This is a genomic window from Achromobacter sp. 413638 (assembly GCF_043119405.1).
Classification (GTDB): Bacteria; Pseudomonadota; Gammaproteobacteria; order Burkholderiales; family Burkholderiaceae_B; genus Achromobacter.
Genome location: NZ_JBICCO010000098.1, coordinates 1 through 24,993, shown reverse-complemented (window position 1 = coordinate 24,993; position 24,993 = coordinate 1). Strand labels below are relative to the sequence as shown.

Below are 24,993 nucleotides of genomic sequence, written 5' to 3'. Positions count from 1 at the left end.
CTCTCGCATTTGCAGTGTCAGCGTCAGTCCCCGTATACCGCCGGAACATATTCCGCAAATCCGGCACCCGGAACGTCGTCCCGCTGACATCCGCGAAGTAATGCGCGCCACGGTTCGCGGTCCAGACCGCATCGGACACCACCAGATTGTTCTCGCGCGCATACCCCCACAGACGCGCATAGTCGGTCTTGCTCAGCTCGCCGCCGACCGCGTCGACTTCGCTGGCCAGCGGGGTGACGGTGTGGCCGTCCACCGGACGGCCGCAGAGCGGGGAGCGGTAGCCGGTGTAGTACTGGGTGGATACCCAGGTCCAGACCTCGGAGCATTCGGCCACGATGATGGGGCCGATGTCCTGCGTCGGCAGCGCGCCGATCGAGCACACGCGCGGGAAGTTGCCGGCCACGAAAGCCGTGGTGGCGAGCTTGCCGCTCTTGTCGCCGGCGGCGGGCGTGGGCGCGGTGGGCGTGCCGGTGAAGGCCGGCGAGGCGGCCAGGGCGGCCACGAACTTGGCCTGCAGCGCCGCCAGGTCGCCGTTGTCCAGCACGTCCTGGCCGCTCTTGTCGGCGATGTACTGGCCGAGCATGGCGGCCACGAAGGACGCCTGGCGCCAGACGGTGTTCAGTTCTTTGGACTTGGCGGTGCCGGCCGAGAAGCCGGCATTGCGGCTGGCCAGGGCCTGATAGTCGGCGGGTGCGAGCACGTTGGCGCCGGCGGCGGTGCCGAAGGGAAGGATTTGATTGATAGCCACGGAGTGTTTTCCTTATTGAACCGGCGAATTCAACCGGCGAACAGCGATCCCCAGAGTCCGTTGTCGAACCCCGAGATGTATTGGTTCTGCACGTCAAAACCGAACAGCGGCCCCTCGCCCGAGGGAAGCACGTAGTACTTGATACGCACGCCTTCGGGCTTGAGCGGGATGTAGCCGCCGGTCAGCAGGGCCAGGAACAGCGCCGAAGGCGGCGCGCCGGCCACGCCGATGTCCACCGACATGTCGCCGTTGTCCTCGATCAGCACATGGGTGCCGCCCTGGAAGATCTGGTTCAGGATGGCGGCCGAGGTTTCCAGCGTGCCGTCCCAGTGGTTGGCGCCGATCTTGGCCCGCAGCAGCAGCCGGTAGGTGTCGTCGTCCAGCACGGTCAGGCCGTTGTCCGGATCGAAGGGCCCCTGCCAGACGCCCTGGTCCATGCCCAGCCCCTCGATGTCCAGCGCGAAGTACACGCCGGAGATCGGCGTGGCGACGCGACGTCCCAGCCCGATCCAGCGGCCCACGGTGTCCAGCTGCGCGCCGACGGCCAGGTCCAGGTCGAAGGCGTCCGGCATGCCCGCGTACAGGTCGCGCACGGCAGCCGCCGCGCCGCAGACCGCCGCCACGGTGGCGCCGAACCTGGGCCGCGGACGGTGGTAGGCCGACAGCAGCCCGAGATATTCGTCAGCATTGGCCATGTCGCTCACCCGCTCACCGTGATCTTGACCGCGTCGGGCGTGGTCGACGCCGCCTCGTTGAAGGCGAGCGCCACGTCGGGCGCGCCGTTGCCGGACGACCGGCGCAGCGCCAGGCCGGTGATCTTGAAGGTGCCACTGCCCGGCACGCCATTGGCTGCCGAGATGGCGTCGGCCCATTCCACGGACGCGCTGGCGCCGCCGCCGATGGCCACGCCATTGATGTAGTCCGCCACCGCCCGCTGCACCGCCTGGCCCGTGGCCGTGGTGTAGCCGGCCAGCGCGCGCATCTGGATCTCGGCGGACACCGGCACGCGAACGGGCCGGAAGAAGCGGATCGGATGCGCGATGCCGTAGATGTCGGTGACCACCACGGTTGTCGAACCATGCGTGCCGGTGCCGGGCGTCTTCTTGGCGGCGATGGCGCTGGCGATCAGCCCGGCGTCGCCGCCGTCCACCACCAGCGCGATGCTGTGCGGCGGCAGGCCATTGGCGTCCGCGACGGCCGTGTCGTTCTCGTAGGCGACGTGCCGCAGCACGCCCGGCACGGACGCCACCGCGCCGACCGTGCCTTCCAGCACGGTGCGCGACGGCAGCGCCACCGACACGGCTTGCCGGACCCGCAGCGCCGCGTCGCTTTCGACGGGCGCGCCGGGCGTGGCGGCGGCGGGGTTGGTCACGGACTGCCAGCCCAGCGTGGGCGTGCCGATGCGCGTGATGGAGCCCGGCGCGGCGGCCACGGCGCCGACCTGGCGGCACAGCGCGGTGACCGTTATCTCGCCGGCCGGCGGGATGGTGACGCTGGCGGGCAGCTCCCACTGCACGCGATCGCCGTCCAGCGCCACGCCGCCGGCGATGGTGGTGCCGCCCTGCCCCACGATGCGCAGATCGACCGACGAGCGCGTGGCCACGCCGCGCGCCAGGCCGTTGATCTTGACGTTGCTGGACAGCGCCGCGCCCGAGGCCGTGGCCGGCGAGAAGGCGTTGTAGACCTGGACGGCCGCGGTGTTGGCGTCGTGGATCGCCATCGCGAACACGGCCAGCAGCTGGCCGTCCTGGCTGTCGGCCTCCAGGTAGGTGTCCGCGCCGTAGATGTTGCGGTACTGGTCCTTGAAGTATTGCAGCACTTCGCCGTAGCTCGGCGCGCGTATGCCCGCGGCGTCGATCACCGGAGCGGTAGAGAGTATCGTCATAGAGCCGCCTGCACGATGGCCAAGCCATAAAGGGTTGTAAGGGTTGCCGTGACGCTCAGGCCGCGGCTTTGCGGATCGAGGCGACTGGCGTAGTCGCTGATGCCGGTCACGCCGGGCGTGCCCAGCATGCGCTGGCGGATGGCCCAGTCGTAGCTGGCGCGGGGCTGCTTGCCCAGCACCTCGCCCTGCCAGGGCATGCCCTCGGTCGAGTCCAGGAACCACTCGCCGCGCAATAGCATCAGCCGCGTCTTGACGGCCTGCGCGACGGTGTCCGGGGAGTCCCGGAAAAAGTCGGCCTGCCGTGCGCCGAACGAGTAGTCCCCGTCGGCGTCGAGTTTTCGGTAACGCATAGGTGTCCTCAGTTGGGCGGCGTGGTGGCCGCGTTGGCGCCTTGCGCGGTATGGGTATGGGTGTCGTCGACCCGCTTGCCGTTGGCGACGATCTGGCCGATCACGTTGAGCGCGCCGGTGATGCGCGCGGCGCTGCCCTGGCCGCCGCTGCCGACCAGGCCGGCGACGTAGCTGAGTAGCCCCTTGACCAGCACCTGATCCGAGAACTCGGACACCGGCGCCACGACCTCGAAACCGCCTGGCGCCACGATCTTCACCTTCTGGCTGGCAGGATCCAGCCGCAGAAAGGTCGAGCCGTCATCGCTGCGCAGCTCGGTGGCGCCGGTGTTGACCGACGGCAGCACGCGCGGCTGCGAGCGCACCCCCACGAAGACGAAGCCGTCGGACAGGTCGTGCATGCGCATTTCCGCCTGGTCCTGCACCCCGCCCGACTGCCACCATGCGTCGATGCAGCGCGAGGCGAACACCACCAGGCATTCGTCGCCGGGCTTGACCGGAAAGGTCAGCGTGCAATTGCCGCCCGACGGAAAGTAGACGGGGCAATCGAGCAACAGCGGCAGCGGCACGTGCTGCTGGCCGCCCGAGGGCGCCGTGACGCGCGCGCGGATCGCGGGCTGCGCCGAGCACGTCATCGCCACCGGATCGAAGTCCACGATCAGGGCCGGCATGGCGGTCCAGGTTTCGGCCAGCGCGCCGCGCATACCGGCGCGCAAGCTGGCTTCCGGATCGTTCAAGCTTTCAAGTCGGTTCATGAGTCATCCTGCCTGGGTCATCTGAAACGCGCGCCGCCTACTTGACGACGTTGGCGGCCTTGCCATCGCCGCCGCCGGGGCCGGCCTGCCCGAGATCGCCCGGGTACAGCGTCGCGTCGGTGGCCACGCACAGCACGTCCGTGTACCAATCGCCGCCGCGCGTGTTGCCGCGATGCTCGACCACCATCACGTAGTAGTAGCCATCGCTGCTGATCTTGCGCTGCTCGCTGCGGTCGACTTCCGCCTCGGCCTTCTTGCCGCCGTCGCGCTTGGCGCCCGCCTTGGCCTGGAAGCCGTATTCGGCGATGCGGCTGTTGTCCAGGTGGATCAGCCCGCCGACGCGGATGCTGGGATTGAGCAGCATGCGCAGCTTGATGCCGTTCTCGGCCTGCTCGGGCATGCCGACCAGGCCGGTCTCGTGCGAGATGACCGGCACCGAACCGGGCATGTAGGCGGTCTCCGGCACGACGTTGACCTTGCCGTCCTGGATGCTCCACAGCGCGTTGGCGCTGCCGCAGACATCATTCATGTAGCTGCGCGCCATGCCGGACATCACCGTGCCGCGGATCGAGGCCTTGCCGTCCAGCTCGGGCGCGTAGCCCTGCTTGACCCCATAGGGGTTCATGGCCGAGCACAGCAGCCGCAGCTTGTCGGCCTTGGTCGCGCCCTTGGGCAGGGTGGTGTTCACCACGGCGAAGTTGTAGGCCTGGTCGCCATCGGCGGCGGTCAGGTTCAGCACGGTGTCGACGCCGCCGGACTTGCCCCATTTGGCGCGCACCAGATTGCCGTGGAAGATCACGCCGTAGTTGCCTTCGTAGCCGGCCTGCAGCACCACGCGGGTGAACTCCTTCTGCACCATGCTGGCGGTTTCGGCGCTGGCGTTCATCACCTTGATGGTCGCGGAGTTGGGCGAGCTGGCGTCGTTGCGCTTGATCTCGAAGCTGAAACTCAGTTCGGACAGGTCCAGCGCCTCTTCGCCGCCCACGATCAGCGAGACCTTGCGGCCCCACTGGCGCACGCCCGCCTCGTCCGCCACCGGATCGCCGTAGGTGGTGACGGGTTCCATCATCGGTATGTCGGCCATGTCATTCAGCCGCCCAGTAGAGATGGGAACCGCGTCCCAGGTCGTTGAAGGTGGGCGCGTCGTCGGGCGATTCCGCGCCCTTGACCCACAGCCCGCCTGCAAAACCCAGATGACGATGCTGCGCCAGCAGGTCCAGCCCGGTCACCAGCGGCAGGCCCGACACCAGCGGTTTGCCCAGGTCGTCGGCCACGTCGAGGATCCAGCCGTCGCGGTACTGCAGCGTCAGCCGGTAGTCCTCTCCGCCCAGCGAGATGGCGAACACCTGCGGGATCGGCGACAGCGGGATTTCGAAGTAGTTCATGGTCGTCTCCTAGGTCGAGGCCCGCGGGCCGTCGAATGGCGCGGCCACGGGCTTGGGCGACTTCGTGCCCAGGTTCTGCCTGTCGGCCGTCTTTTCCTTCTGCTGCTGGTGCGCGTAGGGCGGCAGCGAGGTGACGCGGGTCTGCGCCACGATCACCTCGCGCAGCTTGACGGTCACGAACAGCGCGCCCGAGCTGGCCAGGTTGTGCTCGACGCCCAGGCTCTCGATGAGCATGTTCACGTAGCGCCGGCGGCTGGTGACCACCTCGATCGGCTCGCGCGCTTCCTGCAGGCTCAGCAGCTGCGAATAGATCGCGGTCGCGTAGTCGTCGGCGGCAGCCTTGCCGTTGGCCACGTCCATCGCCCTGGCGCCCAGCAGCGCCTCGTAGGAAGCGTTGCTCCAGCCGCACTTCAGCGTCACGGTCAGCGGCTGCTTGTAGGCGTGGTCGCTGATCACCGAGTTGCCATAAGGGCCGGACTCGACCGGGTGGCTGGTGATGGACAGCGTGTCGTCGTAGGACTCGCTGGTGGTCGCCTGGATGAGGATGTCGCCGATGCGCTTGGACGACAGGCCGACCATGTCGGCCCCTTGGAAGTCGAGCTCGTTCACTCCATTGCTCCTCGCGTATTGCGGGCCAGGTCGCTGTTGACCCGGTTCTGCTCGTTGGCGACGGCGCTGCCGACAGCCAGCGGATCGGATACGCCATGCACGTTGATGGTGGTGTTGGCGTTCACGGTTGCCGAGGTGACGCCGGGTTGCGCCGGCGGCATTCCCGGCAGGCCCAGCAGGCCGGTGCCCGCGAAACCCGGCGCATAGCCTTGCCACGGTTCGATGCTGGTCGGGTTCAACATGCGGCTCAGTCGGTCGGCCGTCGGCGACGACGGATAGGGCGCGGTGCGCGCAGGTTCCGGCCCATCTGGCTTGACGTAGTACTGCATCACGCTGCCTTCAAGACCGTCCTGATCGGGATCGGCCGAACCGTCCAGGGGCAGGCCGTTGGCGCGCCGGTACTGGAGCTTCTTCAGCTCCAGCTGATCGTCTCCCAGTTCGCTCGGCATCAGCATCAGCGCTGCGCCGCCGCCGACACGGGCGCCAACCCGCGCGGCCTGGCCGGACAGTTCTCCCAGCGACGCCGACGCGCGTCCAAACCACGATGTGACCCTGGACCACAGCGACTCGGCGGTCTGCGCCACCGCCCTGCCGACGGCGCTCAGGCCATTGGCCACGAAGCTGCCCGCCTGCGTCGCGAACGTGCCTAGCCGGGCCCAGGCATTGGCGGCCATCTGACCGATGCCCGTCGCCATCGCCCTGCCCGACGACAGCAGGAAGTTGCCCATGCGGGAGAATGCCGAACGCATCGCGGCTCCCGCCCGCTCCGCCATCGGACCCAGGGTATCTTTCAACCGCGTCCACTGTTTCCCCAGGAACTCGGTCAAACCGGTTGCCTTCGACAAGGACGACAGCAGGCTGAACAGTCCCCTGATCACGCCGCCGCCACCGAGCAGCAACAGGCCGCCCAGCGCCAGCGTAAGTTGCGTGGAGAATCCGCCGGTCGCCTCGTCCAACCACTGAAACATGGAGATCAGTGGTCCCAGCCCGGACAGGATGGAGATGAAGAAATTTCCGACTTCGCCCAGACGTGTGCCCAACAGCGTGCCGTTTTCCTTCAGCCAGGTGGCGACGTTCTGCAGGAATGGTTCAAGCTTGTCGGCCATGGTCAGGAAGGCCTGCGCGAACACACTGTCCAGCTGGCGTCCGACCTCACGAACGGAAGTCATCACGCGATGAGCGCGTTCGCCGGCGGCGTCGACCCTGCTGCCTTCCAGGCCGGCATACGCGCTGTCGGCCTGTGCCGGGAACGCGGGGTTGCGCAGCGCCTCGATCACGGATGCGTCAAGATTGAGCTGCTTGCCCAGCTCGTTCGCCTGCTTGCCATCGAGCTTCTGCAGCACATTGCTCAGCGCTCGCGCCAGATCGGCGGTGCTGCGTTGATTGCCTTCGCCGTCATGCGTGCTGATGCCTTGCTTGCGCAGGGCTGCCGCGGCCTCGGGATCGTCGCGCACGGAGCGATAGAGCGCCTGCACGCCATTGCGCATGGCTTCGGCCGACAGGCCGAATTCCTGCCCGGCCGCCTCCAGCGCGCGCAGCTCCCTGCCCGATGTGCCCGCCAGGCGCGCCGCCATGAACGCGTTTTCAAAGCGTTCGAGGCGGCTCTCGGCGAAGCTGACCACGGTATGGGCCCGGTCCACGAACGTCTGCAGCGCCTGCATCAGCTTCTCGGACCGGGACGGCTTGCCCTGGTCGCTGAGCTGGCCCAGCTGCGACATCAGCTGATCCAGCTGCCCCTTGTCTATCTTGAAGGTCGCGGTTCCGCCCGCATCCACGGGCACGGAAATACTAGTCATTTTTCTCTGCCATGTAGCGGCGGTGCGCTTCCGCCTTGTTGTCTGCCTGGACCGACAAGGCGTCGTTCAGGAGCGCGATGTCGGCCAGGTCCAGCGTGCCGTCCTTGAGGGACTCGTACTTGCAGAGTCCCTCGAGGACCGGCGCCAGCAGCCAGTCCTCGCCGCCAGGCAGGCGCTTCAGCCAGCCTGTGTCGCCTCGGGGCTGCCGGTCTGGCTGGTAAGCAGCCCTTGAATAAAAGGCCCGAGGTTCTCGGTGATCACGCGCAGCGCCAGCGGCAGCATGACGGCCAGGTCGATGTCCTGGAACATCGGCACGCGCTGGCTGGCCGACCAGATGTTGGCCCAGCCGTGTTCCTGCTTGCGCTGCACCGCCTGCATGCAGGTGTCGAGCACGTACTCGGCGTCCTCGTCCTTCATCGCGGCCAGGCCATCGGCCAGGGGTTGGAGCACATCGGCCATGCCGCCCGGATCCTCGCTGATCCGCTTGCCGCCCGCCGCGAGGCGGACGAACACGGGGATCAGCGTGGGAACGATCGGGGCGATGCGGCGCGACATGTGGAACTGCTGCTTGGCGCTCAGTTTTCCGATGGAATACCGGTGGCCGTTCAGGTCGATTTCCAATGCCATGGCGCCGTGCTCAGTAAATGCCGAGGATCGTGTCGATCTTGGCCGCGTCGAAGGTCCACTTCACCGTGTCGCCGTCCTTCTTGTAGGACAGATCCGGCTTCTTGCTGAACGCGCACGAGCGGCAGGTGGTCACGTCGCCCGTCGACGGGTTGGTGACCGTGATCAGGTTCTTGCCCCACAGGCGGCTGTCCAGCGACTGAGCGTCGTACAGGGCCTGCAGCTGCGCGTTGACCGGCGAGGTCTTCAGGTAGGTCAGCGTCACGGTGCCGCTCTTGTCGGCGCGCAGTGTGTGCATGACTTCGCCGTCGGCGCCCACGGTCATGGCGCTTTTCTCGGCCTTGGCGGCGATGGCGATGCCCTCGTCGGCCACGCCCGAGCCATACCCCAGCGAGATTGCGCCGCCGGGACCGACGAGGCTGGCGCTGATATCAGCGAACGAATAGGTAGACATCTGCTGTGCTCCTGTTTAGCGATTGACCGTGACGAGGACGTCGACGGTGTGGATGGCGCCGGCTTCCTTGGCGGCGACCTGGAACGGAACGGCCTTGCGTGCCTCGCGGTCGGCTTGCGACTGCGTGGCGATGGCCGGGGCGTACACGTAGTAGCCCTTGGACAGCGGATCACCCTGCTTCAGCGCGCCGAAGCCCGCCGAGTTCCACACGCCCGGCGCCAGATAGCCGTTGTTGACCGCGGCTTCGCAGGCGGCCTCGATCACCGAGGCGATCAGCTGGTTGCCGGCGTCGGTCTGGGGCACCTTGGTGGGGCTGGTGTAGAGCAGGTTGTAGACGTCGGTCTGCACGCGGTTGCGGAACCAGATCGCGTTGTAGACCGAGTCGATGAAGATGCCGCTGGGCGTCACGCCGTACTGAATGATGGCCGTGTCGTTGTCGTAGTTGACGAACACGTTGCAGCGCTTGGCCGCCAGCGTGTCGGCCTGGCTGCTGCTCAGGGTCTCGGCGACGATGCCGGGCTCCTGCTTGTACATCAGCGTGATGGTGGTGTTGTTGGCGTTGAAGTTCACCGTCAGCATGCGGCCCAGCAGCGAGGCCACCGCGTAGGGGCTGGCGCTGGAGAACTGCACGATCGAGTACTTGTACTTCAGCGCCTTCAGGCGGCTGGCGATGTCGTCGGCGTTGGTCGGGTCCAGCACCTGCGGCGCCTGGGTCGACACGCCGTACAGGTGGCGCTGGTCGGCTTCGATCAGCTCGGCCACGGCCAGGTGCTGGGCGTCGGTCAGGCTGTCGGCGAAGGTCAGGCCCAGGAACTTGTTGGCGAAACGATCCAGGAACAGCGAGACGGCCGCCGCGGGCGTTTCGGCAACGATGCCGGCCACGGGCGCGGACGCCTTGGCGGCGCTCAGGCCCAGCATGTCCGACACGTCGGTGCCGGTGGCGGGCGCCGAGGCGTAGCCCAGCGTCGAGCTGGCGCCGGACGTGGTGGACGTGACGACGAACTGCGAGCCGTTCCATTGCACCGTGGTGCCGGCCAGCGCGGCGCCGATGATGGAGGCGACGCCGTTCAGGTTGGTCGCCGTGGAGAAGTCCAGGCCCGTGGCCGTCTTCTCGACGCCGTCGACGCTCAGCTTGAAGCCGCCGGCCTTGACGGCGGTCCAGACCGACATCTGCTTCTCGGCGGCCGACAGCACGGCGCCGCGCAGGGTGGCCGAGGTCGCGGCTTTGGCCCAGCGGCCGATGTAGAGCTGCGACGGCTGCGGCGTCTGCTGGAAGTACAGCAGCGCGGCGCGGTATTCCGGCGCCGTGATGCCGAAGTCCGCCGCGACGGCGTCGATGCCGCCATAGGAGCGCATGCGCTCGCCCGTGTCGATGACGGCGGACGAGCCCAGCAGCAGGGCGGTGTTGAGGTTGGCGCCCTGCGCCGCCAGCGGCGACATGTTGATCGTGACGTTGATCAGGCGCGATACCGGCAATCCATTAGCCATGGTGGTAGATCCCTTAATCTGCAAGGTGGTTGACGAAATCCGTCGACGACACGGACGCGGCATGCGTCGTGACTGGCGCCGACAGAAGATTCAGGACCGGATAGACGCGCTTCACTCTGCGCGCGAAGCGCAGGCTGATGTCGTACTGCCGAATCCACTGCTGATTCACTTGTTCGTGCCTGGCCTGGATGGGCCCCGCGCCGGTCACCGCCATGTCCTGCGCCTGCAGGGCTTCGCGGTTCTGCGGCACGGCCGAGCCGTCGCGCAGCTGCGCCGCGTGGCGCAGCGCGCGCGGGCCGATCATCGAGCACAGCACTTCGATGCTCTCGTGCCGAACAAGGGAATCAGTCCCCTCCCCGGCCGGATCGTGTGTCACGGCAGGAGCGGCGTCCGCGGCCTGTGACCGGATGTCCATGAGGCACCAGGTCTGGTCGGGCGCGGGCGGTTCCGCGCCGGCCGCCGGCCAGCGCGTACGAACCAGGTTGCTGGGCAGGCCGGACACGCCGGCGATATAGCCCTGGAACACGGCCTCCAGTTCGGCGTCTTCCAGGGGCGGAGACACCAGCAGAGGCAACAGGTAGCCGCCGGTGGCGGAGTTATTCGCCATGCGCGGCTCCCGTCAGGGGACCGCTGGTGGCGGCCGGGCCAAGGCGGCGATACGCCCGCGACGCGGCCTGTGCATGCGGCTGCGGCATGATTCACTCCTGTAGCGTGACGGGCGGGACGCGCCCGGAAAGATTGGGCCGGCCCGAAGGCCGGTGGCGGGAATCCAGTTGCCTGGAGGCGGAAGGCCGGCTTTGCTGCGCGAAGAGCGCGGTGCCGCGTTGCATGTGCGTGCGGCCTGTGTGCGGCGGATTCCGGCTGTCGCCCACCGGGCTGCCGCCTCAAGCCGCCGGCTCGCGTGCCGGGGGGAGACGGGACCCGGAGCGAGCAGGAAATGGCGAGGCGGCAGGCCGCTGGACGGCGCCAAGCAAAACGCCCCGGCATTCCCTACGCGGGAATATCCGGGGCGTAAAAAAACCCGCTTGCGCGGGTGGGTGTTCGGTTCGTCGGGCCGCTTGCGCAAGACGCAATGGCCCGGACGTATTGTCGCATCATTCGTCGCATCGGCAACGTGGAGGGTGTCGCACTCGGCGCGGCGTCGCCAGCGGTTCGCGGTGATCAAAGCGCGGCGGAAATGACGCCTGTCCAAGCAAGCGCAGGCCTGACACATCAAACAAAAAGCCCGCATCGGCGGGCTTTGGTTTCAGGCTTGCGGGCCGCTCGCGCAAGACGCAATGGCCCGGAGGAATTGTCGCATGATCAGTCGCAGGCGCAAGCTTGCTCGTGTCGCACCTCGCCCCAGGCGTAGGTCAGCGAATTGCGCGCGTACTCGATGCGCTGCACCTGGCCGCAATCCTGCAGCGCCTCGAGCACGCGCAGGATGGCCTGGCGCATGGCGTCGCGCTCGCGGCGCGCCAGCTCGCGGCCGCCAGAGGCGTCGCGCACCAGTTCGGCCATGCGCCACTCGCGGCCGGGAAAGGCTGACATCAGATCCAGCACTTCCTTCGCGTACTTCATTGGAAGGCCCTCCGCACCTGATCCTTCATGTGGCCGAGCGCGATCTTGTAGTAGACCGGGCTGATGTCCAGCCTGTCGCAGGCGCGCGTGATGCGCTCGCCCGCGGTCAGGCCGGCGTATTCGTGGCGGCGCGGATACTCGGCCTGCAGCACGCGCTGCTCGACGTGCGCCAGCGAGTCGTACAGCTTTTGCACCTTGCGCGCGTGGTCCATGTGCACCGGGATCGGCGCCGGCTCGTCGTCCGGGCCGGCCGGCGCGCGGTAGGCCCGTTCGGCCGAGATGCACTTGACGTTGGGATCGGGCTGCGGCCAGTCGCCCAGCCAGCACCAGCGCGACCAGTTCCACAGCTCGTCTTCGACCCAACGGGGATAACCCATATTGCGTTCCTTTTCCATGTTGCGTTCCTTCTTCATCTTGTTGTCCTTGCCGGTTTCCTGCCTGCGCCCCGCGAGCCGCGCCTAGGCGGCCTGCCTGCGGTAGCTGGGCCAGTCGAAGATCAGCATGCGCCCGCCGCCTTCGCGCAACCGGTCGACCACGCGTTCGCCCAGGTAGTCGGTGAGCGCGTCCTTGGCCAGGTTGCTGATCACGATGGTGGGCTTGAGCTGCTCGTAGCGGCCGTTGATGATTTCGAACAGGATCATCTTCTCGGTCTCGCTGCCGAACTGGACGCCCACTTCATCCAGGATCAGCAGGTCAGGCCGGATGAAGCCGGCCACCACCTGGGCCTCGGACTGGCCGCTGTCGCGGCGGTAGGTGTCCTTGACCCGGCGGATGGCGTTGATCACCGAGGTGAAGACCGCGATGCGGCCCTGCTCCATGAGGCGATGGGCGATGCCCACGGCCAGATGGGTCTTGCCCGCGCCGACGCCGCCGCAGAACACCAGGCTGGCGCCGGACTTCGCGGCCTCGGCGCCGAAGCCGTCGGCGTAGCGGCGGGCCAGTTCCAGCGCGCGCCGCGGGCCCTCGGCGTGCGGCGCGAAGTTGTCGAGCCGCTTGTCGGCGAAGCGCGCGGGAATGGCCGCGCGGCCTAGCAGGCTGTCGGCCACCTGGCGCCGGTGCGCCGATGTGGCCGCGGCTGCCTTGCCCGCATCTTCGCGGGCGATGCGCTCGCCGTTGCAGCGCGGGCAGCCCGCCCAGCCCGCCGGCATCTTCAGGTCCAGGAAATCGCCGTGGCGTTCGCAGGTCCTGGGTTCGGTGGGAAAACTAAAACGAGCCATCGGCCGCCACCCCGGCGCGGTAGTCCTGCTGTTCGAAGCGTGCATGCGCGTTCACCCTCGTGGTTGAAGCCTGGGCCTGGCGGCGTTCGAGGGACCGGTTCAGCCAGCCCACCACGAACGCGCCGATGCCGCGGCGTGTCTTGCGGTTCTGTGGTTTCGCGTCGAGCCAGGCGCGCATGCGCAGAAGCTCGGCGTCCACATTCAGTTCACGGTAGGCGGCTCTCCACTCGGCGGCCTGGGACTCGGTCACGGCGTACTCGGAGCCGTCTTTCAGCGCGAGCGCGATGACGGGAGGCGGAGCGGCCGGTCCGGCGCAAGCAGGGCTCGCCGCCGGAATGTTGTCTGGGTTGTCTGTTGGAAGGTTGTCTGTTGTTTGTCCGAATCCGGGACGATCGCTCTGTCCGGCAACGGGACGGTCTGGCGCGGTCGATTCGGACAAGGGTCCGTCTTGCGGACCCGTGCCGGTCCCGGACACGCCCGCGCGCCTGGCCGGCTGGCGCCACTGCGCCGGATCCCGGTTCAGGCCGACCACGCAGCCGTAGCGGCCGGGCCGCTTGCGGATGACGTTCAGGGCCGCCAGTTCGTTCAGCGCCGTGGTGACGTGCTGGCGCGACATCGCGCCGCACAGCGAGGCCAGCTGGGATGCGGACAAGTCGTCCTCCTGTTTGCCGTAGCCTTCGGTCTTGCGCAGTACCGCCAGCAGCACGCGCAGGGTCGTCAGCTTGAAAGGGAACGCGGTGATGGCGTCGTACAGCGAGTTCGGGATGCGGATATGGCCGGCCCGTTGCGGCTGGGACGCGGCCGCCGGATGGGGGTTCAGGGGAATCACATACCTCCTTGGTAGCGAATCGGACGCGTGGACCCGCGCCTGGGTAGCGCCGCCCCGCGCGGCGCTCGGCGCCGCTGACTGCGGTCGCCGCGAATAGCTCATTTGTAGAATCAATGGTAGCGACTCGCTACCGAAATTTCAATAGCGATTCGCTACTGTACTTTTGGGTAGCGTGTTGCTACCATCGCTACCACCATGGATATCCGCTCGATACGACTGAACAACCTCAAGTACGCGGTCCTGGAGGCCGGGGGCGTCGACCGCCTGGCCGAACGGGCCGGCGTCAGCCGCAAGTACCTGGACCAGATCCTCCAGGGCTTCCAGGGCAAGCGCGACAAGAACCCGCGCCGCGTCGGCGACGCCCTGGCCGGCAAGATCTCGCTGGGGCTGGGCCTGCACGACAGCTGGATGGACCAGCCCCACCCCGACCTCTGGCGCGCGCTGGGGGACGACGAGCTGGCGGGCGAGCCCGCGGAAGTCCCGGCCGGGCGGCTGCTGTCCTTCAGCCATGCGCGGCTGGGCGGGCTGGTCCGCGACAACGTCCTGATTTCCCAATTCGATACCGGAGGCGCGATGGGCAATGGTCTGGAGCTGCGCGATCAGCCCGGCGTGATCCAGAGCTGGAACGTCAGCCCGGAATGGCTGCAAAAGAACGTCCGGGGCTTCTCGTCCCCGAAGAACCTGTGCATCGTCACGGGTTTCGGCGACTCGATGCGCCCCATGTTCAATCCCGGCGATCCCCTGATCGTGGACCGGGGCGTGCAGGCGGTCGAGTACGATGCGATCTATTTCTTCCGCGTGGGCAGCGAAGGCTTCATCAAGCGGCTGCAGCGCATCCCCACCGCCACCGGCCTGGTGGTCCGGGCCAAGTCCGAGAACACCAAGTACGACGCCTGGGACATCACCGAAGGCATGGATTTCGAGGTCTTCGGCCGCGTGCTGAAGGTCTGGCGCAGCGAGGATTTCTGACCCGATGACACAAACGACGAAGCGACTGGACGCGGCCGACCGGACCGTGCTGTTCTATGGCCTGCTGGCCGCGCTGCTGGGCCTGGGCCTGCATTTTGTCGCCATACACCGCTACCGGCCCTGGGATCAGCCCTTCACCATGGTGTTCCTGCTGCAGCTCGCCTGGCTCGCGCCGCTGGCCGGCGCGCTGCTGTCGGGCATGCGCAGCGGCGCGCGCTGGCTGATCGCGCTTGCCGCCTATGTGCTGGTACTGCCCCTGCTGGCCGCCTACGGACTGGGCTGGGACGCCAAAAACATGCTGGCCGTGGTCTCGGACAGCCAGCGTCCCATGCTGATCACCTTCCTGATCGGCGCGGCCGGCTTCGTGCTGCTGCCGCTGGTCCAGGAACTCGATCCGCGCCAGCCTCAATGGAATTATCCCGCGGTGTTCCGCGCCGCGTGGCGCAACACGGTGCACCTGGCGCTGGCCGTCTGCCTGTCGATCAGCGTGTTCGTGCTGCTGTGGATCGCCGGCATGATGTTCCGCATGATCGGCATCAATACCGTGCTGGACGTGCTCGGCCACGCGCGCTTCCACATCGCCGCCTGGCCCATCGTGCTGGCCATCAGCCTGGTCGGCGTGCGCCGCCGTCCGCAGATCGCCGACACGTTGCGGCGTTCATGGCTCACGCTGAACGCCTGGCTGCTGCCGCTGGTGGCGCTGGTGGGGCTGGCGTTCACCATCGCGCTGGCGGCGCGCATGGCGCTCGGCTTCGAGGCGGTCAAGCTGTCGGCCGGCGCGCTCATCGCCTTCTGCGCGCTGTGGATCAAGCTGATCAACGCAGCCTGGCAGGACAGCCCCGGGGCCGCGCCGTTCGGCCAGGGCCTGTCCAGAACGCTGCGCCTGGCCATGCTCTGCCTGCTGCCGCTGGCGGCCGTGGCGCTGTACGGCCTGGGCCTGCGGGTCGGGCAGTACGGCTGGACCATTCCCCGCGTCTGGGCGCTCTATTGCGGCGGCCTGCTGGCGCTGTACGCGCTGGGCTACGCCTGGGCCGCGCTGCGGCCCGCGGGCTTCTACGGCACGCTGGCGACGACCAACCTCGTGGCCGCCTTCGCCACGCTGGTCCTGCTGGCGCTGGTGCAGACGCCCGTGGCCGACCCGCGCCGCATCGCCGCGCAAAGCCAGCTTCAGGGCCTGCTGGACGGCCGCCTGGAACCGCGCGAATACCGCTACAGCAGCATGCGCAACGACCACGGCCGCTGGGGGCGCGATGCCCTGCGCCAGCTGGCCGACGGCGCCGCCAGCAAGCGCGATCCGCGCATCGCACAGGCGGCGGCAAGCGCGCTGACAGGCAAGTATTACTCCTGGGACGAACCCAAGACCGACCTGATCGCCGCGTCGCCCACCTTTGACACCGTGCCCGCCGGACGGCAGGCGCCGGACGGCTGGTGGAAATTCCTCGTGCAGCAGAATCCCTACGTGGCTCAGACTTGCGCGACGGCGAGCACAACGCCGCCCGCGACCGTCAAGCAATACGAGCGAGACGCGCCGTGCCTGCTGCTGTTCGTGGACCTGTCCGGCAGCGGCCAGGAAGATCTGGTCCTGTTCACGCGCGTCTACACGGCCGACAACAAGTACGCCACCCAAGGTTCGCCGCAAGCGTACCGCCGCAAGACGGACGGTGGCTGGCAGCATCTGGGCAGGCTGGAAACGCCACCGGGCGCAAAGCGGGCCAGCGGCACCGAAACGCAATGGGCGCTGAACGACGGCCAGATACGCACCGAGGCCCCCAAGGAGCGCGACCTGATCATCGGCGACTTCCGCCTGCAGCTGCGCTAGAAGGGGCAAGGGGCGCCGCCGCGGCGCCCGGCCTCAATGGCTGGCCGGGTTGCCTGCATCGCAGGCGGCGGCCCTGCCCCGGTCCGCGATACGCCTACGCGTCTTCCAGGTCCGGCGTGCCGGGGAACTGGCTGCTCAGCAGCGCCAACGCACCCTTCTCGGCCAGCGCGGCGTTCGGGTACACGTTCCTGGTGTCTTCCAGCGGCGGAAAGCCCAGCACCCGCACGCGGACGTGATAGCCCTCGGGGGTTTCGGCGAATTCGATGTCGAAATTGCGCTCTTCGATCCAGCCGGACCGTTGCGGTTTCCATTCCATGACGATGCGCTCCCTATCGATGCAGCCGGCCATCGCGGCCATGGCCGGCCCGGTTCCGCGGCGAAGACGGAACAAGGCCTGCCGGGCCCGGCTCGAAGACGCTATTCCTGCTGGGTCGGCGCCTCTGCCGGCCGCGCCGCCGGCTCTTCCGGCGCGGGCGCGAACAGGTCCCAGCACGCCATGAACAAGGCGGCGATCAAGGGACCGATGACGAAACCGTTCAGGCCGAACAAGGCCATGCCCCCCAGCGTGGAGATCAGCACGGCGTAGTCCGGCATCTTGGTGTCCTTGCCGACCAGGACCGGGCGCAGGATGTTGTCCACCATGCCGATGACCAGCACGCCGAACAGGATCAGCACCACGCCCTTGACCGTCGCGCCGGTCAAGAGGAAATAGATCGCCACCGGCGCCCAGATCAGGCCCGCGCCCACCGCCGGCAGCAGCGACAGGAAGGCCATGATCACGCCCCACAGCATGGCGCCCTGGATGCCCAGGATCGAGAACATGATCCCGCCCAACGCACCCTGCGACGCGGCCACGGCGATGTTGCCCTTGACGGTCGCGCGCACCACGGTGGTGAACTTGAGCAGCAGGTGATGCTTGTGGGTCTCGCTCAGCGGAATGGCGCGGCTGATGCGCGCCGACAGGCGGGGCCCGTCGCGCAGCAGGAAGAACAGCAGGTACAGCATGATGCCGAAGCTGATCACGAACTGGAACGTGTCCTGCCCGATGCTCAGCGCCTGCGTCGCCAGGAACTGGCTGACCTGCATCGCGCCGGCGCTGAGTTTTTCCTGCAGGCTGGGGATGTCCGCCAGGTCGAAGCGCGCCAGGAGGTCATGCACCGACGGCGGCAGCGCCTCCATGGCCTGCTGGAAATAGGCGCCGAAATTCAGCTGCCCGGACTTGATGCTCTGGTAGAGATTGGCGCCTTCGCGCACCAGCGAACCGCTGATGAAAGCGACCGGCATGATCACCAGCAGCAGGACCAGCAGCAAGGTGATCAGCGCCGCCATGTTGCGCCGGCCGCCCAGGCGCGCGCTCAGCCGCCGCTGCAGCGGCGCGAAGATGATGGCGAGGATGGCGCCCCAGAACACCGCGCCGTAGAACGGCCACAGCAGCCAGGCGAACGCGAGGGTGACGCCGGCCAGCAGAAGCAGGAAGACGCGGTAGTGCAGGCTGGAGGATTGGCTCATAGTCGATCCCTGTTGCGGCTGGCGCCGCGAGAAACGCATTGTACAAAGCCGGTGTCGCAGCGCCCGCTGGCGGTCCGGTCTGGTTGGGCCCGGAAGCGCTAGCGCCGAACCGCCGCGGGCGCCGCCACGGACCCGGCCGCAGGCGCCGACACCACACCCGTCGCAGGCGTCGACGCCGCCCCGGCCGAGGGCGTCGCCGCCGGATCCGTCAGGCTCGGACCCACCGCCCGACGGATCTGTTCCCGAGCCCGCTCCAGATCGTCTGATTGCGCGTTCAGGCCTTGCAGGCGCAGGTTCAGCGCCTGTTGCAGCGAAGGCGTGGCCACGCGCGCCTGGCGCCCGGCCAGTTCGATGCCCGCAGCGTTCGCCGCCACGAAATCGGCGATAGCCAGCGCGTCGCGCGCCACGGCATCCAGCGTGTCGGCCGCGGCCAGCAGCTCGTTGGCGGGGGCGGTCAGGGATTCGTCGTACACGCCGTCATAGGCGGGCGCCAGATCGGGCGGCAGTTCCAGCGAGGAACGGGCCTTGTCCGCCCGCGCGCGCGCCTCGCGCACGGCCGCGACATTGGCCTGCAGCGTCTTGCGGGCCAGCGTCAGCGCGTCACGGCGCGCGACGATATCGCCGACCGAGCGCAGCGTCTCGGTGGCCAGCACCTCGCGCAGCGGCTGCGCGGCCTTGCGCAGCTCGGCCTGGTAGTCCGACATGATGCCGTAGGCTTGCGCGTAATCGCCCAGCGCCTGCCGTTCTTCCTTGCTCAGGGACGGCAGGGCGACCGGTCCGCCGACGGCGGCCTCGCTGCGGCTCTGCAGCAGCGCGATGAAGGCGGCGCGCGCCTCGGGCTCGCGATTGCCGCAGGCGCCCAGCAGCAGCGCCAACGCCGCGATCAGGCCTATCAGGCATACACGCAGCCAAGCCATGCCTACCCTCCTATTCCGCATGCCGAACCAGGCAATCCGCGCCGCCAGCGGCCGCGCATGGCTTCATGCCTTGCCGCGCCGCCTGCGACTCTACGTGACACCAATTATCCCGAAGCCCCGACCCACCGCCGGCGGCAGGCGGAATTTGTTGCCATCGAAGCGATATGACACAGGCCCGCGCCGCTCATGGCCGCAGGTCATGCGCCATCGCCACCCGCCGCGCGGGATCGAAGCCCGCCGCGGCCTCTTCGTCCAGCCGGGCCCGCAGGCCCGGACCATGGCGCCCGGGCTCCAGCTCGGAGAAACCCCGGCGTCGATAGTACGGCCCGTTCCAGGACAATTCGCGGTCGGTGGTCAGCAACAGGGAGGCGTAGCCGCAATCGCGGGCGTGCGCGATCACCGCCGCCAGCAGCGCCGAGCCCAGCCCGCGCCCCTGCTGCGGCAAGGCCACGGACATCTCCAGCAGGAACAACGACCCATCCATGGGTTCGGCCAGCGCGAACCCGCCCGGCTGGCCGTCGGCCTCGGCCACCCATAGCAGCCCGGCGGCCTGCGCCTGGCGCAGGACATCCGCGGGCAAGGTATCGCCCTCGACGGCCCAGCGCATGGGCGTGCCGGCGAAACGCGCGGCAGCCGAGCGCTCGATGGCGGCAAGGCTGGGAATATCGGCAAGAAGAGCGGGTCGGACGGTCATGGGGCACAGAGTATGCCGCAAAGCACGGCCGCCTGCCGGCGCGGACGGCGCGGGCCAACCGGCGGCAGCCGCGCATCCCCTACAATCAGCGGCTTCCGGCCCCGGCGGCCGCATCGACCCGCATTCACCCATGAGCTCGAACACTTCCTCCGACTGGGGCTTCGCCCAGCCCGATTGTCGCGGCGCGGCCGCCCTGCTGTTCTTCATGAACGACCTGGCCCGCGTGGTCAACCAGTACCTGGGCGACGGCCGGCTGTCAGAGGAAGCGCTGGCGGACGCGCAGAAGGCGGTGGACGCGTTGCTGGCGCGCTACGTCGAGATCCAGGCCGCGCCCGAGGCGTTCGACGGCGAAGCGATCGGGCTGGCCCTGGAAACCCAGCAGCTGCCCGACGGCTCGACCGCCGCGCACGTGGCGCTGCGCATGTCGCCGCGACTGGAAGGCCTGATCATCGAGGCGCAGCGTCAGGCGAGCCCGACGACGCATTGACCGGGAGAGTCCGGTCCTTTCGCTGCGATTCGCCCCAAGCTCTTGATTTTCATCGAAAGTTGGGATATGATGGTTTGTTGCCTACGTTCTTCTAAATAAAAAAGGCAACCGGCAGGACCGGATCCAGGGCACTGAATCCCAGGCATGCGGCCAAGGCACAAGCAAAGCACAAAGCAAAGCACAAAGCTCGCCGCGCAAAACCTGCGACGCGCCGGCTGATGGCAAAAGCACATGGCAAAAGCACATGGCAAAGGCGCGTGGCTTAGCGCATACGACAGCGGAAAGCCAACCCGGATCCGGAACGCACTCGAAAGCCAACCCAATGGCGACGGCTGCATCCATTACGGGCAGACGAGCGTAGGCCCGGATCCACATGCCGCGTAAAGCCCGCGACATGCCGGAAAGAAGAACAAGCACGACGGGTCGGAATCTTCCGGACCAGAAAAGAACGGACCAAGACCGGTTCCTTTCGGCCCGCCCGCCGCCTTGAGCGGCACATCCCTGCGCTTGCCGGCCCGGCCCTTGCCCAGCCTTGCGCAAGCCACATGGCGCCACGGCGCTCGACGATCGGACACCTTGTCGTGCCGGCCCGACAGCAGCAACGCGGCGCATTCCGCGCCCCGCTGGAAAACCGCCAGTCCGGTTTTCCACCCTCGGGGATTCTGGGAGTACATCCCGGACCAACCGGGACGGCCCAAGCCGCCCAGCAACGCCCATGCCGCGTACGCGCCCGCCGGCCCATTGCCGGATGCCGCGTCCCGCCTCAGGGTGCGCAACGCCGGAGACTGCGCCGGCGCGCGCGAACCGCCTTGCTCCTGCGCGCCATGATCCGGCGCAATACAGGCGTCATGGCAATGCCTTAGTGTCTGTCCTGGGATCCGACGCGAAACGTCGCGATCGGGCCTATGACGCCACGGCGCGGAAATATTGAATCCGCGCGGCGCCATGGCCAGGCCGGACACCGCTTTTTCCATAACAAGAACTTCAAAGAGAACACCCTATGAATACTCGCTTCACCACCTCGGACCTGATCCGACGCCCGGCCCACACGCAGCTGGACGACATGCCGATCCACATCGGCGACATCGTGTACCTGCAACCGGCCAATGGCCCGGCGATCCGCGCCGCGGTCATCTTCAACGCGCCCATCGACGGCATGACGACCTACACGACGGAAGTCCTGCCGGCCGGCGCGGCGCAGAAGACGCCCGCCCAGCGCATCCGCTTCCGCCACGAGCACGTGCATCGCATCGAGTCCGTCCGCCGCGCGGCCTGAGCCCGCGCGAACACCGCCGCCCGCCCGGGCGGCGGCCTGCTTTCCGCGTGATACAGTCGCAGCAGCTTTTTTCTCGCGGATCCGACCATGCAGAACAACCGCCAAGCCGTCCTGATCTGGGACCTCCCCACCCGACTGTTCCACTGGGCGCTGGTCGTCTGTATCGTGGGCGCGTTCGTCACCGTCAAGCTCGGCGGACTCTACATGGACTGGCACATACGCTTCGGCTGCGCGACGCTGGGCCTGCTCCTGTTCCGCCTCATCTGGGGCTTCATCGGCCCGCGCTATGCGCGTTTCAGCCAGTTCCTGCGCGGCCCCGCGGCCGTGGTCCGCTACCTGAAAGGGGCCGCCGCGCCCGCCGGGCACAATCCGCTGGGGGCGCTGTCGGTGCTGGCGCTGCTGCTGGTGCTGGGTTTCCAGGCGGTCAGCGGCCTGTTCACCTCCGACGACATCATGGTGCAAGGGCCGCTGTACGGCCACGTCGCCGAAGCCACTGCCGGCGCAATGACGTCCTGGCACAAGCTCAACGAATGGGTCATCATCGGGCTGGTCGCGCTGCACCTGCTGGCCGTGGCCTGGTACGCGCTGGTGCGCCGCAAGCGCCTGGTGCGCACCATCATCACCGGCAAGGCCGATGCCAGGGACGTGCCGCCCGGCACGCCGCCGGCCGACAATGGCGCCGCCGTCTGGCTGCGCGCGCTGCTGCTGGCGGCCGTGGTGACCGGATTGGTGCTGTGGATCCGCTCGCTTGAGATCGTCGCGGACATGTCGTTCTCCTGAGCCGCTCAGACGCCACGACGACATACAAAACGCAGAGCAAGCCGCCCGGATGATCCGGGCGGCTTTTTCATTGCGGGCGGCGCGCAATGAAAAACACCCCCGAGGCGCGCGGCCTGGGGGCGTTGCATCGACACGGGCGTGAGGCCCGCGACGGCTTACTTCTTCTTGCGGTACGAGTCGTGGCAAGCCTTGCAGCTCGCGCCCACGTCGCCGAAGGCGGCGCGCAGCTTGTCCAGGTCGCCGGCGTCGGCGGCGGCCGAGAGCTTGACGATGTTGTCCTGGAAGGCCTGCTGCTTCTGCTTGAAGCCGGCGGCATCGCTCCAGATCTCGGGACGGGCGTCGCCGCCTTCCGTGCCCGCGCCGAAGGCCGTCCACGGCAGCGCCGACAGGGTCTTCAGGACTTCGACGTTGGCCTTGATCTGCGCGGCATCGTAGGGCGCCTGGCCCTTGATCACCGGCGTCATGCGGCCGAAGTGCGAGGCCATCAGCGAAAGCGCCGACTGGCGGTACTTGACCGCGTCCTCGGGCTTGGCGAACTGCGCCTGGGCGGACGTGGCCAGCAGCGGGCCCACGGTCATACAGGCCAGCGCGGCGAGCATGGACAACTTCTTCATAACAATCTCCCGTGAATGAAACAAGAATGCCGCGCGCCCCGCGCGCGGCGGACGGACTCGGATCAGACCGAGCGCGCCAGCTGCGCCGCCAGACCGATATAGGAACGCGGCGTCATGGCCAGCAGTCGGACCTTGGGTTCTTCGGGTAGTTCCAGGCCCTGGATGAATTCACGCAGGGCCTGCTCGGTGATGCCCTTGCCGCGCGTCAGCGCCTTGAGCTGCTCGTAGGGCTGGGGCAGGCCATAGCGGCGCATCACGGTCTGCACCGGCTCGGCCAGGACCTCCCAGCAGGCGTCGATGTCGGCGTCGATGGCGGCGGCGTTCACTTCCAGCTTGCCCAGGCCGCGCATGCAGGCGTCCCAGGCGACCAGGCAGTAACCCAGGCCCACGCCAAGGTTGCGCAGCACGGTGGAGTCGGTCAGGTCGCGCTGCCAGCGGGAGATCGGCAGCTTGTCGGCCAGATGGCGCAGCACGGCGTTGGCCAGGCCCAGGTTGCCTTCGGAGTTCTCGAAGTCGATCGGGTTGACCTTGTGCGGCATGGTCGACGAGCCGACCTCGCCTTCCTTCAGGCGCTGCTTGAAGTAGCCCAGCGCCACATAGCCCCAGATGTCGCGGTCCAGGTCCAGCACGATGATGTTGGCGCGGACCACGGCGTCGAACAGCGCCGACATCCAGTCGTGCGGCTCGATCTGGATGGTGTGGCGGTTCTGGGTCAGGCCCAGGCCGGCCAGCACTTTCTGGCTGAACGCGGGCCAGTCGATCTCGGGATAGGCCGACAGGTGGGCGTTGTAGTTGCCGGTGGCGCCGTTGAGCTTGGCGAGCGGCTCGACGGCCTCGACGGCGGCGATGGCGCGATTCAGGCGCGCGGCCACGTTGGCGAATTCCTTGCCCAGCGTGGTCGGGCTGGCCGGCTGGCCGTGCGTGCGCGACAGCATGGGCTGGTCGGCCTGGGCCACGGCCATCTCGTTGAGCTTGGCGGCGATCTCGCGCAGGCGCGGCAGCACCACCTGGTCGCGCGCGCGGGTCAGCATGAGCGCGTGCGAGGTATTGTTGATGTCTTCCGAGGTGCAGGCGAAGTGGATGAATTCGGCGGCGCGGGCCAGCTCGGCGTCGTCGGCGACCTTTTCCTTCATCCAGTACTCGACGGCCTTGACGTCATGGTTGGTGACGCGCTCGATGTCCTTGATGCGGGCGGCGTCGGCCTCGGAGAAGCCTTCCACCAGCTGACGCAGGCGCTGGCGCGCGGCCTCGGAGAAGGCGGGCAGCTCGGGCAGGCCGGCGTCGGACAGGGCCACCAGCCAGGCAGCCTCGACCTCGACGCGGTGGGCCATGAAGCCGGCTTCGGACAGCAGGCCGCGCAGCGCGTCGCCCCGGGATGCGTAGCGGCCATCCAATGGCGAAAGGGCGTTGAGTTGGCTAAGCTGGTCGGCGATCTGCATGGTCTGTGAGGGAAAAAGCGACAGAGGGGAAAACCCGGCGATTTTATCATCCGGGACGCGTCCACATTGTGGCAAACTGGCTGGCATCCGGCCGCGGCGGGCCGCCGTCATGCGGCCTGCTATACTTCGGCCGCTTTCCGACTCCGCTTGTGACTCCATGAAACTGATCGGCTCGCTTACCAGTCCTTACGTGCGCAAAGTGCGTATCGTCATGGCCGAGAAAAAGCTGGACTACCGGCTTGAAATCGAAAACGTCTGGTCCGCCGACACGCAGATCCAAACGTACAACCCCCTGGGCAAGGTGCCTTGCCTGGTCATGGAAGACGGCGGCGCCCTGTTCGATTCGCGCGTCATCGTCGAGTACGTGGACACGCTTTCGCCCGTCGCCCGCCTGATCCCGCAACCGGGACGCGACCGCGCGGCCGTGAAGTGCTGGGAAGCCATCGCCGACGGCCTGCTGGACGCCTGCGTCACCATCGTCAAGGAAAAGCAGCGCCCCGAGGCGCAACGCAGCCAGGAATGGATTGACCGCCAGTACGGCAAGATCCACGCCAGCCTGGACGCCATGGACAAGAGCCTGGGCGAGAACGCCTACTGCATGGGCATCAACTACAGCCTGGCCGACATCGCCGTGGGCTGCGCGCTGGGCTATCTGGACCTGCGCTTCGCTGAACTGGACTGGCGCACCGGCCATCCCAACCTGGCACGCCTGTACGACAAGCTGGCGCAGCGCCAATCCTTCGTGGATACAGTACCCCAGATTTAACCCACCCCCGAAGCGCTGCGCGCTTC

At 67.9% G+C, this 24,993-nt stretch carries 30 protein-coding genes and 1 pseudogene; 6 read left to right on the top strand and 25 right to left on the bottom strand.

Going from position 1 to position 24,993, the window contains the following annotated elements:
• From ACEU5R_RS27885 to ACEU5R_RS27800, 18 genes and pseudogenes are all read right to left on the bottom strand, one after another.
• A pseudogene (locus tag ACEU5R_RS27885) lies at window positions 1–748 on the bottom strand (hypothetical protein); the annotation flags it as partial.
• 29 nt (window positions 749–777) lie between these two features.
• Complete coding sequence (locus ACEU5R_RS27880; protein WP_392413001.1) at window positions 778–1,443, bottom strand: DUF2612 domain-containing protein; 666 nt, start codon at window positions 1,441–1,443, stop codon at window positions 778–780.
• A gap of 5 nt (window positions 1,444–1,448) precedes the next feature.
• The gene (locus ACEU5R_RS27875; protein WP_392412999.1) at window positions 1,449–2,633 is read right to left on the bottom strand and encodes a baseplate J/gp47 family protein; all 1,185 of its coding nucleotides are present in this window, start codon (window positions 2,631–2,633) and stop codon (window positions 1,449–1,451) included.
• Window positions 2,630–2,983, bottom strand: coding sequence for a hypothetical protein (locus ACEU5R_RS27870; protein ID WP_103273530.1), 354 nt, complete (start codon window positions 2,981–2,983; stop codon window positions 2,630–2,632). Before ACEU5R_RS27870 ends, ACEU5R_RS27875 begins: the two co-directional genes overlap by 4 nt.
• An 8-nt stretch (window positions 2,984–2,991) precedes the next feature.
• Complete coding sequence (locus tag ACEU5R_RS27865; RefSeq protein WP_392412998.1) at window positions 2,992–3,735, bottom strand: Gp138 family membrane-puncturing spike protein; 744 nt, start codon at window positions 3,733–3,735, stop codon at window positions 2,992–2,994.
• A 37-nt stretch (window positions 3,736–3,772) separates the two neighbouring features.
• Window positions 3,773–4,819, bottom strand: coding sequence for a phage protein (locus ACEU5R_RS27860; protein WP_392412996.1), 1,047 nt, complete (start codon window positions 4,817–4,819; stop codon window positions 3,773–3,775).
• Window position 4,820: 1 nt separating this feature from the next.
• On the bottom strand, window positions 4,821–5,120 hold the full coding sequence (locus ACEU5R_RS27855; RefSeq protein ID WP_103273528.1) for a phage baseplate plug protein: 300 nt from the start codon (window positions 5,118–5,120) through the stop codon (window positions 4,821–4,823).
• A 9-nt stretch (window positions 5,121–5,129) separates the two neighbouring features.
• Entirely contained in the window at window positions 5,130–5,729 is a 600-nt protein-coding gene (locus tag ACEU5R_RS27850; RefSeq protein WP_392412993.1) for a phage baseplate protein, read from the bottom strand.
• Window positions 5,726–7,525 carry a phage tail protein gene (locus ACEU5R_RS27845; protein WP_392412991.1) on the bottom strand — a complete coding sequence of 600 codons (1,800 nt, stop codon included), beginning with the start codon at window positions 7,523–7,525 and terminating at the stop codon, window positions 5,726–5,728. The genes ACEU5R_RS27850 and ACEU5R_RS27845 overlap by 4 nt, the downstream gene beginning before the upstream one ends.
• Window positions 7,518–7,673: a DUF6889 family protein gene (locus ACEU5R_RS27840; RefSeq protein WP_392413002.1), complete on the bottom strand. Its 156-nt coding sequence runs from the start codon at window positions 7,671–7,673 to the stop codon at window positions 7,518–7,520. The genes ACEU5R_RS27845 and ACEU5R_RS27840 overlap by 8 nt, the downstream gene beginning before the upstream one ends.
• Window positions 7,674–7,702: 29 nt before the next feature.
• Complete coding sequence (locus ACEU5R_RS27835) at window positions 7,703–8,152, bottom strand: phage tail assembly chaperone (protein ID WP_103273525.1); 450 nt, start codon at window positions 8,150–8,152, stop codon at window positions 7,703–7,705.
• Window positions 8,153–8,162: 10 nt separating this feature from the next.
• Entirely contained in the window at window positions 8,163–8,603 is a 441-nt protein-coding gene (locus ACEU5R_RS27830) for a phage structural protein (RefSeq protein WP_212319763.1), read from the bottom strand.
• A 15-nt stretch (window positions 8,604–8,618) separates the two neighbouring features.
• On the bottom strand, window positions 8,619–10,091 hold the full coding sequence (locus tag ACEU5R_RS27825) for a DUF3383 domain-containing protein (protein ID WP_103273523.1): 1,473 nt from the start codon (window positions 10,089–10,091) through the stop codon (window positions 8,619–8,621).
• Window positions 10,092–10,104: 13 nt separating this feature from the next.
• Window positions 10,105–10,698 (bottom strand): hypothetical protein, encoded by a 594-nt coding sequence (locus ACEU5R_RS27820; RefSeq protein WP_392412989.1) that lies wholly within the window; start codon window positions 10,696–10,698, stop codon window positions 10,105–10,107.
• Between the two features lie 695 nt (window positions 10,699–11,393).
• Window positions 11,394–11,651: a hypothetical protein gene (locus ACEU5R_RS27815; RefSeq protein WP_103273521.1), complete on the bottom strand. Its 258-nt coding sequence runs from the start codon at window positions 11,649–11,651 to the stop codon at window positions 11,394–11,396.
• Window positions 11,648–12,064 (bottom strand): hypothetical protein, encoded by a 417-nt coding sequence (locus tag ACEU5R_RS27810; protein ID WP_103273520.1) that lies wholly within the window; start codon window positions 12,062–12,064, stop codon window positions 11,648–11,650. Before ACEU5R_RS27810 ends, ACEU5R_RS27815 begins: the two co-directional genes overlap by 4 nt.
• Window positions 12,065–12,109: 45 nt before the next feature.
• Complete coding sequence (locus tag ACEU5R_RS27805; protein ID WP_103273519.1) at window positions 12,110–12,868, bottom strand: ATP-binding protein; 759 nt, start codon at window positions 12,866–12,868, stop codon at window positions 12,110–12,112.
• On the bottom strand, window positions 12,855–13,697 hold the full coding sequence (locus ACEU5R_RS27800) for a replication protein (protein ID WP_392412986.1): 843 nt from the start codon (window positions 13,695–13,697) through the stop codon (window positions 12,855–12,857). The genes ACEU5R_RS27805 and ACEU5R_RS27800 overlap by 14 nt, the downstream gene beginning before the upstream one ends.
• 195 nt (window positions 13,698–13,892) lie before the next feature.
• On the opposite strand from ACEU5R_RS27800, the gene ACEU5R_RS27795 reads away from it, so the two are divergent.
• Entirely contained in the window at window positions 13,893–14,666 is a 774-nt protein-coding gene (locus tag ACEU5R_RS27795; RefSeq protein ID WP_392412984.1) for a helix-turn-helix transcriptional regulator, read from the top strand.
• Between the two features lie 4 nt (window positions 14,667–14,670).
• Window positions 14,671–16,485 (top strand): DUF4153 domain-containing protein, encoded by a 1,815-nt coding sequence (locus ACEU5R_RS27790; RefSeq protein WP_392412982.1) that lies wholly within the window; start codon window positions 14,671–14,673, stop codon window positions 16,483–16,485.
• A 94-nt stretch (window positions 16,486–16,579) separates the two neighbouring features.
• Here ACEU5R_RS27790 and ACEU5R_RS27785 read toward each other — a convergent pair whose 3' ends face one another.
• From ACEU5R_RS27785 to ACEU5R_RS27770, 4 genes are all read right to left on the bottom strand, one after another.
• Entirely contained in the window at window positions 16,580–16,801 is a 222-nt protein-coding gene (locus ACEU5R_RS27785; protein WP_212319785.1) for a hypothetical protein, read from the bottom strand.
• Window positions 16,802–16,902: 101 nt separating this feature from the next.
• Window positions 16,903–17,994, bottom strand: coding sequence for an AI-2E family transporter (locus ACEU5R_RS27780; RefSeq protein WP_103276382.1), 1,092 nt, complete (start codon window positions 17,992–17,994; stop codon window positions 16,903–16,905).
• 98 nt (window positions 17,995–18,092) lie between these two features.
• Window positions 18,093–18,911 carry a DUF3053 family protein gene (locus ACEU5R_RS27775; RefSeq protein WP_392412980.1) on the bottom strand — a complete coding sequence of 273 codons (819 nt, stop codon included), beginning with the start codon at window positions 18,909–18,911 and terminating at the stop codon, window positions 18,093–18,095.
• A gap of 184 nt (window positions 18,912–19,095) precedes the next feature.
• Complete coding sequence (locus ACEU5R_RS27770; protein ID WP_392412979.1) at window positions 19,096–19,605, bottom strand: GNAT family N-acetyltransferase; 510 nt, start codon at window positions 19,603–19,605, stop codon at window positions 19,096–19,098.
• Window positions 19,606–19,735: 130 nt separating this feature from the next.
• Here ACEU5R_RS27770 and ACEU5R_RS27765 point away from each other — a divergent pair, with 130 nt between their 5' ends.
• Window positions 19,736–20,092 carry a hypothetical protein gene (locus ACEU5R_RS27765; RefSeq protein ID WP_103273514.1) on the top strand — a complete coding sequence of 119 codons (357 nt, stop codon included), beginning with the start codon at window positions 19,736–19,738 and terminating at the stop codon, window positions 20,090–20,092.
• Between the two features lie 341 nt (window positions 20,093–20,433).
• Here the strand turns inward: ACEU5R_RS27765 and ACEU5R_RS27760 are convergent, their stop codons facing one another.
• The gene (locus ACEU5R_RS27760; protein WP_392412978.1) at window positions 20,434–21,066 is read right to left on the bottom strand and encodes a hypothetical protein; all 633 of its coding nucleotides are present in this window, start codon (window positions 21,064–21,066) and stop codon (window positions 20,434–20,436) included.
• Window positions 21,067–21,092: 26 nt separating this feature from the next.
• On the opposite strand from ACEU5R_RS27760, the gene ACEU5R_RS27755 reads away from it, so the two are divergent.
• Both ACEU5R_RS27755 and ACEU5R_RS27750 read left to right on the top strand, forming a co-directional pair.
• Window positions 21,093–21,368 carry a hypothetical protein gene (locus ACEU5R_RS27755; RefSeq protein ID WP_103273513.1) on the top strand — a complete coding sequence of 92 codons (276 nt, stop codon included), beginning with the start codon at window positions 21,093–21,095 and terminating at the stop codon, window positions 21,366–21,368.
• 87 nt (window positions 21,369–21,455) lie between these two features.
• Window positions 21,456–22,148, top strand: a complete 693-nt coding sequence (locus ACEU5R_RS27750) for a cytochrome b/b6 domain-containing protein (protein ID WP_392412976.1) — start codon at window positions 21,456–21,458, stop codon at window positions 22,146–22,148.
• Window positions 22,149–22,303: 155 nt separating this feature from the next.
• On the opposite strand, the gene ACEU5R_RS27745 is transcribed toward ACEU5R_RS27750, so the two are convergent.
• Together ACEU5R_RS27745 and purB are read right to left on the bottom strand one after the other, a co-directional pair.
• On the bottom strand, window positions 22,304–22,762 hold the full coding sequence (locus ACEU5R_RS27745) for a cytochrome c (protein ID WP_103273511.1): 459 nt from the start codon (window positions 22,760–22,762) through the stop codon (window positions 22,304–22,306).
• A 62-nt stretch (window positions 22,763–22,824) separates the two neighbouring features.
• A complete protein-coding gene (gene purB / locus ACEU5R_RS27740) occupies window positions 22,825–24,201 on the bottom strand; it encodes an adenylosuccinate lyase (RefSeq protein ID WP_392412974.1) in 1,377 nt (458 codons plus the stop codon).
• 157 nt (window positions 24,202–24,358) lie between these two features.
• Between purB and ACEU5R_RS27735 the strand changes: the two genes are divergently transcribed.
• Complete coding sequence (locus ACEU5R_RS27735; protein ID WP_392412973.1) at window positions 24,359–24,967, top strand: glutathione S-transferase; 609 nt, start codon at window positions 24,359–24,361, stop codon at window positions 24,965–24,967.
• The last annotated feature ends 26 nt before the right edge of the window (window positions 24,968–24,993 follow it).